Annotated in this window: 7 protein-coding genes and 1 pseudogene; 6 read left to right on the forward strand and 2 right to left on the reverse strand. The window is 60.6% G+C overall.

Features of this window, described 5'->3' with window-relative positions:
- Positions 1-293: 293 nt before the first annotated feature.
- The 3 genes from AX756_RS24140 to AX756_RS24150 all read left to right on the forward strand — a co-directional run bounded on the left by AX756_RS24140 (position 294) and on the right by AX756_RS24150 (position 3,049).
- Positions 294-689 (forward strand): hypothetical protein, encoded by a 396-nt coding sequence (locus AX756_RS24140; RefSeq protein ID WP_068318310.1) that lies wholly within the window; start codon positions 294-296, stop codon positions 687-689.
- Between the two features lie 68 nt (positions 690-757).
- The gene (locus tag AX756_RS24145) at positions 758-1,060 is read left to right on the forward strand and encodes a hypothetical protein (protein ID WP_156461675.1); all 303 of its coding nucleotides are present in this window, start codon (positions 758-760) and stop codon (positions 1,058-1,060) included.
- Positions 1,061-1,138: 78 nt separating this feature from the next.
- On the forward strand, positions 1,139-3,049 hold the full coding sequence (locus tag AX756_RS24150) for a DUF3604 domain-containing protein (protein WP_082739354.1): 1,911 nt from the start codon (positions 1,139-1,141) through the stop codon (positions 3,047-3,049).
- Positions 3,050-3,189: 140 nt separating this feature from the next.
- On the opposite strand, the gene AX756_RS24155 is transcribed toward AX756_RS24150, so the two are convergent.
- Positions 3,190-4,209: an AraC family transcriptional regulator gene (locus AX756_RS24155; protein WP_156461676.1), complete on the reverse strand. Its 1,020-nt coding sequence runs from the start codon at positions 4,207-4,209 to the stop codon at positions 3,190-3,192.
- 101 nt (positions 4,210-4,310) lie between these two features.
- Here AX756_RS24155 and AX756_RS24160 point away from each other — a divergent pair, with 101 nt between their 5' ends.
- Positions 4,311-6,233 (forward strand): DUF3604 domain-containing protein, encoded by a 1,923-nt coding sequence (locus tag AX756_RS24160; protein WP_068318319.1) that lies wholly within the window; start codon positions 4,311-4,313, stop codon positions 6,231-6,233.
- A gap of 44 nt (positions 6,234-6,277) precedes the next feature.
- On the forward strand, positions 6,278-6,694 hold the full coding sequence (locus AX756_RS24165; RefSeq protein WP_068318321.1) for a DUF1330 domain-containing protein: 417 nt from the start codon (positions 6,278-6,280) through the stop codon (positions 6,692-6,694).
- 389 nt (positions 6,695-7,083) lie between these two features.
- Here AX756_RS24165 and AX756_RS24170 read toward each other — a convergent pair.
- A pseudogene (locus tag AX756_RS24170) lies at positions 7,084-7,716 on the reverse strand (IS110 family RNA-guided transposase); the annotation flags it as partial.
- Here AX756_RS24170 and AX756_RS24175 point away from each other — a divergent pair.
- On the forward strand, positions 7,678-8,187 hold the full coding sequence (locus AX756_RS24175; protein ID WP_231701176.1) for an IS110 family RNA-guided transposase: 510 nt from the start codon (positions 7,678-7,680) through the stop codon (positions 8,185-8,187). The pseudogene AX756_RS24170 and the gene AX756_RS24175 sit on opposite strands and share 39 nt — an antisense overlap.
- Positions 8,188-8,377: the final 190 nt, after the last annotated feature.

Raw genomic sequence — 8,377 nt, forward strand, 5'->3', positions numbered from 1 at the left:
GACCTCCTCGGACGGCACACCGGGCAATGTGCCAAGATCGCCGTCAAGCCCGGCGAGCCACCCGTAGGGCGTTACGTTGAACTCCCACTGTGACTGGGCCTCTGCCGACGTGCCTACGATCACCATCGCCAGCAAAGCACTCAATCCGCGTGATCCGGCAAGACGTTGGATATTCATGGACACTCCTCCGATCGGGCTTGACCTAAAGCTTACGCCGTCTCCCTCATGCGGATTTTGATCCAGATCAGTCTCTTTTGCTGCAGGACGGATCATTTTGCGACAAAGTGCTGATCATGCTTGTTGCGCTTCAGAATGTCCGAGGCTGGCGTCCAGTTATCGGCGCCAGCGATCATTTGGCATCACCGCCCGTGTTTGATCGGGTCTTGATGTCGCTCGGCCTAAGTCGCGAGATGATCGAGGGCCCGCCGACCTTCGTTCCTTTGGCGCCGCAGGCGGCATTCGCCGAGAGCGTCGCCCGGCAACTCGGCGAGCGTCACCTCGGACCGATCCTGGTCAACCAGTACGGGTACAGGGACCTCGGTATCTACGCGGCTTATGTTCTCGAAGCCCCGCGTCTCGACATCGCCGGTTCCCGAGGGAGGCGGGCACTTCCGTTCCGCTTCTCCTCATCGATCTTGTGCGCCATCTTGACGGCACGGACTGGCGTTCCGAATGGGTGGAACTATTGAAGAAACCGCTCCGTGGAAATTCGACGTTGGACAGTGTCTACGAGGCGCCCATCCGCCACGGACATGAGATGCAGGAGATCGCCGTTTCGAGGGACGAAATTCTGGCGCTCAATCCGCGTTCCCGCTCGGCGCGAGGCGCGATCCTGTTTGGCGATCTGCGGACCGATGGAAAGTCAAAGCCCGCCAAGCAACATAGTGGACCTCGTGCTGAACACTCTTGCGCTGGCTACAATGGCCGCCAACCGTTCGAAGAGTCTGTCACTGTTTGGCTGGGATTGGGTAAGCGCTGCCCCACTCAAGCGAGTTTTATCCTAGAACACCGCGGCGACGGTTTCGAAAGTGCCCTATTGACGGATCTTGTCGCAAAATGATGAGCCTGCGTGGACGTACCTATAGGATTTTGTGGTTTAATTGGGGATTACGCGACACCGGTGACGGAGGAGATGATCATGCTTCATAAACTACTTTCAGGATTCTGCCTCGCGTCGCTTGCTGCCGGGCCATTGCTCTCACAACAGAACAATACCTTTGGCACAGACTTCGCTGTGTCGTCGGAGGATCTGCCATCCACCCGTGGCGAATACTCGCCCTTCGTTGGACAGAATTTTCCGAACCGGGTGTTCTGGGGCGACAGCCATCTTCACACCTCCTACTCATGGGACGCAGGGCTGGTCGGAGGTCGCCTCGACCCCGGGGACGCCTATCGTTTCGCCCGCGGCGAAGAAGTTACCGGCAGCTTCGGCGTGCGTGCCCAGCTCGTACGGCCGCTCGACTGGCTTGTTGTTGCGGATCATGCCGAGAGCCTCGGCGTCGCGCAGATGATCGAGCGCGCCGATCCGCGGCTGCTCGCCACCGATGTCGGGCGCGCCACCTATGACCTCTGGAAGGCGGGCGATGCATATGGCGCGTTCGCGGAATGGGGGAGCAACGTGATCGTCGGCGGTGACGATCCGCTCAACGACCCAGAGATTGCGCGCACGGTTTGGGAAGAGATCACCGCCTATGCCGAACAGTTCAATGATCCCGGCGCCTTCACCGCCTTCATTGGCTACGAGTGGACGTCAGCACCGGGCGGGAACAACTTGCACCGCGTCATCGTCTACCGCAACGACGCGAGCAAGGCAGACCAGTTGCTCCCCTATGGTGGGACAGACTCTTCCGATCCCGAGGATCTGTGGACCTGGATGGAGACCTACGAGGCCAAGACCGGGGGCAACCTGCTCGCCATCCCGCATAACGGCAACCTCTCCAATGGCGTGATGTTCGCCGTCGAGACCATGTCGGGCGAGCCTATCGACGCCGACTATGCCGAGCGCCGGTCGCGGCACGAACCGCTCTACGAAGTGACCCAGATGAAGGGAGACGGCGAGGCGCACCCGCTTCTGTCGCCCGACGACGAGTTCGCCGATTATGGCACCTGGGACCGCGGCAACTGGAACGGCGAGGCCAAATCGCCGGAGATGCTGCAGACTGAATATGCCCGAAGTGCGCTCAAGCTGGGCCTGCAACTGGAGCAGAAGCTCGGCGTGAACCCCTTCAAGTTCGGCATGGTCGGCGCCACCGATTCCCACACCGGGCTCTCGACCACGCGCGAGGACAACTACTTTGGCAAGGTTCCGTTCATGGAGCCATCAGACGACCGCTTCGAGGCGCAGATCGTTCCCGATCCGAACGACGAGGGCGTCGGCACCTACGAGTTCGAGACGCTTGCCTCCGGCCTGCAGGGCGTCTGGGCGCGTGAGAACTCGCGCACCGCGCTGTTCGACGCGATGCAGCGCAAGGAGACCTATGCGACCACGGGCAGCCGGATCACGGTGCGCGTCTTCGCAGGCTGGGATTTCGAGGCTGACGAGGTCCTGAGTGCGAACTTTGCGGAGACCGGCTATGCGCGCGGAGTGCCTATGGGGGGCGATATGCGCGCCTATTCCGAGGGGGCCGCGCCGCGCCTTATGATACGTGCACTCCGCGATCCCGACGGCGCCAATCTCGACCGTATCCAGGTGGTCAAGGGCTGGCTCGACGCTGTGGGCGAGCTGCAGGAGTTCGTGATCGACGTCGCCTGTTCGGACGTCCGCGAGATCGTGGACGGCCGCTGCGACAGACCGGTGGGCGACACCGTGGACGTGCCTAACGCGACCTATACGAACAACATCGGCGAGGCGCTACTGATGGGGTATTGGGAAGACCCCGACTTCGATCCCGCCGAGCGCGCGTTCTACTATGTCCGCGTGCTCGAAATCCCGACCCCGCGCTGGACGACTTACGACGCCGCATTTTACGGGGTCGACCTCCCCGAGGGCGTGCCGGCCGTGCAGCAGGACCGAGCCTACACCTCGCCGATCTGGTACACCCCCGACTAGTCCTTCCGCTCATCGCGTCGGCCTCAGCGTGTTGGGGTAATCGCGCCAGATAGAATTCCACAGTGCACGGTATTGCGAGCCGATCTCCGCATTGGAAATGTATCACTAGAAACTTGATCGTCGCGCCGGTCATGAGGCCGTCATCTGCGCTGCTTCGCGGATCTCCTAGCGGTGAACTCCGTTGGCGTCATACTGGTCCAGTTGCGGAAAGACCGTCGGAAGCTGTTCACCTCGATGTATCCTAGGCGAAAGGCGATTTCCTGAACCGAAAGGTCGGTTTCTCGCAGAAGCGCTTTGGCCCGATCCGCGCGGAAGGAGGCCAGTATCTCCCGAAAAGTGTAACCTTCAACTCTAATCAGCCTCTGCAACGTGCGTTTGCCAACCCCGAGCCTCTCGGCCACAGCCTCTTCCGAGAAATCGCCGTACCCGCTCAACACAACCAGAGCATCTCGCACGAGTTCCGCCGCGCTGCTAGGCGGGCGGCTCTTGATCATCGATCGCAGATCGGAAAACAGGATTGATTCACGGGCCTCAACAGGGCGTGGATTGCGCGTCAGCAGAGTGCATTTTCGAATGGCAATGCCCGGGAGCCGACTGCCGTACCGTATCGGCGCTCGGAATGCGTCTTCGAGCGGCGCAGCACCGGAATGCGCTGGCTGGGAAAGTTCCACCCATTCGGGGTTCCACTCTGGACCGACAAAGTTTCGAACGAGATCGATGAGAAGAACTATAGTTGCTTCGTCCACATGGCGGGCACCGACGACGGATTGGATGCCTGACCCGTATTGCAGGACAACAATCTCACCTTCGTCGATGGTGCCCACGGTTGTACCTGATTGGAGGAACGGAAGCGCACGGACGCCTCGTCCAAACGCGGCATCAAGCCGTGGGGCATCAAGGACGTATTGCGCGTAGATGCCCATATTTTCATAACGGCCAATCACGAGCGGGCCGAGATGTGGCTCTCCGATCTTCCGTGCGACGTATTCTCCGAACGCAGCCTGAAGGGCGGAGGGAACGAAGATCGGCGGTCCCTCCAGAATTCGACGGCTAAGACCCACGGACCGCAATGCACGGCTGGTCACCAGCGGTGATCCCAGTTGGTCAATGGCGTCGACGATCGGTCGCCATGACCGAATATTTTGACGTGGGGCTAACACGCTAGCATTTTGTCGCAAATTGATAAGCCTGTCTCTGCTAAAATAATTCGTGGTGGTTTCTGTCTGACGTCAGCACCTGTGGGACAAAATGGAGTAGAGATATGATCCGCGCCACAACATCCATCCTGGCAATGACCATTGCCGGCCTCAGTTTGCCTGCATTTGCGCAACAAGACGCCCCCATGTCGGACATCGGCATTCTGGACGATGCAACGGCCGAGCGGGCCTTTGGCAAGCGTAGCTACTCGCCGTATGTCGGACAGGCCTATCCGACGCGTGTCTTCTGGGGCGATACTCACCTGCACACGGCGCTCTCGGTCGATTCCACGATCTTTGGTTCGACCCTGCAAATGGAGCCGGCCTATCGATTTGCGCGCGGGGAGGAAGTGATGTCCTCCACGGGGCTGAATGCCAGGCTCAGCCGTCCCCTCGACTTTCTGGTCGTGGCCGATCATGCCGAAGGGCTCGGATCGATGGTCGAACTGTTCAAGGGCAACCCGCTCCTGCTGAAGGATCCCACGTTGAAAAGGTGGGCCGAGCTGTTCGATTCAGGACCGGAGGGAGGGCATGAGGCCTACACGGAATTGAATGCGGCTTCCGCGGCGGGCAACCTACCGGCCGCGATGAGCGATCCCGCGCTCGCGCGATCGGTCTGGGACGAATATGTCGAGACTGCCGACAGGTTCAACGAGCCCGGACGCTTCACGGCGCTCATCGGCTACGAGTGGAGCAGCAACGCCCGTACAAACAATCTGCACCGGGTCGTGGTCTACCGCGACGATGCAGAACGTACTCGGCAGATGCTGCCGTTCTCGGCAGAAGACAGTGAGAATCCGGAAGACCTCTGGAAGGCGCTCCAGACCTACGAGGACGAAACCGGAGGCCAGGTTCTCGCGATCCCGCATAACGGCAACCTGAGCGGCGGGATGATGTTCGACCTGGAGACCTTCGAGGGGGAACCGCTGACCCAGGACTGGGTTGAGACTCGCGCCCGCTGGGAGCCACTCTACGAGATCACGCAGATGAAGGGGGACAGCGAGGCTCATCCGTTGCTTTCGCCAACTGACGAATTTGCCGACTACGAAACCTGGGACGACATGACCATCGGCGGAAATCCGACCGGGCCTGAAAATTTCCCCCGTGAGTATGCACGACCAGCCCTCAAGAATGGACTGGCTCTTGAGGAGGAGTTCGGGACCAATCCGTTCAAATACGGTTTCATCGGCAGCACCGACTCGCACACGTCCCTGGCGGCGGTCGAGGAAGACAATTTCTTCGGCAAACATCCGGGCCTTGAGCCCAGTGCAGAACGCTTGACGAACCTGATCGCCAAGGTTCAGGACGAAGTTGTCCTGGGCTGGAAGATGGTCGCGTCGGGTTACGCGGGGGTCTGGGCCACCGAGAACACGCGCGAAGCCTTGTGGGATGCAATGAAGCGCAAGGAAGTCTACGGCACCACCGGGCCACGCATGCTGGTGCGCTTCTTCGGTGGCTGGGATTTCACAGAGGCGGATGCCAGCACCCGCAGGCCAGCTGAAGTCGGCTATGAAAAGGGTGTGCCGATGGGCGGAGATCTCAGCAATGCGCCCGAGGGCAAGTCTCCGACCTTCCTGATCGCCGCGCTCAAGGATCCCATCGGGGCCAACCTCGACCGCTACCAGATCGTCAAGGGCTGGATGGACGCCGAAGGCGCGTTGCACGAGAAGGTCTACGACGTCGTCTGGGGAGGTGATCGCCAGCCCGGATCGGACGGCAAGCTGCCTCCGGTCGGCATCACGGTGGATATGGCCGCAGCCACCTGGACCAATACCATCGGCGCCACCGAACTGATCACGGTGTGGGAAGATCCGGACTTCGATCCGGCGCAGAAGGCGTTTTACTATGGCCGCGTGATCGAGATCCCTACCCCGCGTTGGACCGCGTACGATGCGAAGTTCTTCGGACTGCAGAACGTTGATCCGGAGGTTCAGATGATAGCTCAGGAACGCGCCTACACATCACCGATCTGGTACACGCCGAACTAAGCCGCTCGGTCAATAAGGCGGCTTGAACAAGAGGGAAGAAAGCAATGAAGACCGGATTGGTGTACGCTATTGGCCTCGTGGCCGCCTTTGCCCTCGGGCAGGTGTCCGCGAACCGGCAGAGCGACGTAGCGCATGCCCAAACAAGTTCGGCTATAAAGGCTGCATATCTGATCGGCGCCAAAAGCCCCGTTCAGGCGCCCCCCGAAAACATGGCCAAGTATCGCGACGTGGCCATCCCTCTTGCACAGCAGGCTGGCCTGCAATTGCTTGGAGCGGGCATTGCGGGAAGCACGTTGCAGGTCTTGGAGGGCAGGTGGCCCTACGAAGGCCAGGTGGTCGTCGAGCGCTACAATTCGATGGAGGCACTCTTGGACTTCTGGAATGCCGCCGAGTACCAGCAACTTCGGCAACAACTGCTCACCGAGGCGAACTTCATCATCGCCGTCGAAGCTGTGAAGTAGGGTTGGACGGGTGATCGCCCTAAAATGCTGCGACCTCTTCTCGGACGAAGAGTGCTACAACTACTTCAAGGCTTCAGGCTATGAGGCCAATTTCGCACGATACGCTTTAGTCGGCGCCCTGCCCCGCTGCAAGCCTGGTTCCTCTGATGGTTGTCTAATCGCTTTTGTCGCGTCAAGCCCTGCGCGCCTGGATGCGTGCCTGCCGGGTGCATGGTTGTCTCCGCGGTCGACACAGGGCCGCCGCATGTTGGGGCTTCGCGGGTAGGGCCTTCAATGTGGACGACGCACTCTGCCTGATCGACGATGCAACACCATCAACGGAATGACCCGGCCCACGTCCCGGCAGGGACGCCTCAAGCGTTCGGAACCCGAACGCTATCCGCTGGACTTCAGGTTCTGGCTCCAGCCTGCGGATCGAAGAACTCACCGGTCTTGAGCATCGCGTGCATGATCACCACCAGTTTTCGGGCCACGGCGACGGCGGCGCGCTTGAAGCCGATCCTTTCGCGCAGCCCAAGCCCCCATGTGCGCAGGCTGCTTTCGCTTGAAACACGGGTCAGGATGATCGCCGCAGCTTCGTAGAGTAGCCATCGCAGATGCCGGTCGCCGCGCCGAGAGATATGGCCGTCATAGTCGACCTCTCCGGATTGGTAGCGGCGCGTTGTCAGGCCGACCCAGGCCCCGACGGAGCGTGAGTTCCTGAAGTTGGCCGGGTCCTCGATGGCGGCAACGAACGACGTGGCGGTGACCGCGCCGACGCCGGGGATCGACATGAGGAGGCGGCAATCGGGGCTTTGGCGTGCGGTTGCGACGAGCCGTGTCCCCAGGTCCGCCACCTGCGTGCGAATGCTGCGCCAGGCCCCCAGCAACGGCAGAACTATGGCAGCGAGTTCCGTCTGACCGGCGAGAAGGTTTCGGACATTTTGCTCGAATTTGCTTCCCTTGCCCGGATTGCCGACGAAGAGGATAGCGATTTGAGCGATATGTTCCGAGATCTGCTGCGAGAGATATTCGACGAGTTGACAGAACTGGATCGTCGTATCTCCTCGTGCAATCGGAAAATCAGGAACCTCTTACGGACCAACGAGATGTGCCAACGCATCAGCAGGATCGAGGGGATCGGACCGATCACGGCAACGGCTCTGGTCGCCGCCATGGGCGACCGAACCTGCTTCAGAAATGGCCGCCAGTTTGCCGCCTGGCTGGGGCTGGTTCCGAAGCAGAAATCAAGCGGCGGAAAGGCCAGACTGTTCGCCCTCAGCAAACGCGGCGACAGGTATCTCCGAACGCTGATGATCCACGGCGCCAGAGCTGTTCTCGGGAAGGCGGGTGGAAAGGAAGATCCAAGAAGCCTTTGGATCACCAGGATGCGGGAACGCCGGCACCCGAACGTCGTGGCCGTTGCTCTCGCCAACAAGAATGCGAGGATCGTCTGGTCCATCCTGTCGCGGGGTCAGGAATACCAGCCGGATCACGCCATGCAGGCCGGCTGACCGCACCCCGAAAAGGAGGAGATTTCCCGGTTATTGCAGCAACTGGCGGAGATGGTGAAAGAGACACGACCGACGCTTCTTGAACCTGGTGTGTGGATTGGCAGGCCGCGACGCCCATGCCTTGAAGCCATAGAGGGAGAAGCGAGCGGAAACCCATCGGGGCTCGCGGCGACGATGTATCGGGCCGCTC

The sequence above is a fragment of the Aliiruegeria sabulilitoris genome (genome assembly GCF_001558155.1).
GTDB classification, from domain to species: Bacteria; Pseudomonadota; Alphaproteobacteria; order Rhodobacterales; family Rhodobacteraceae; genus Tropicimonas; species Tropicimonas sabulilitoris.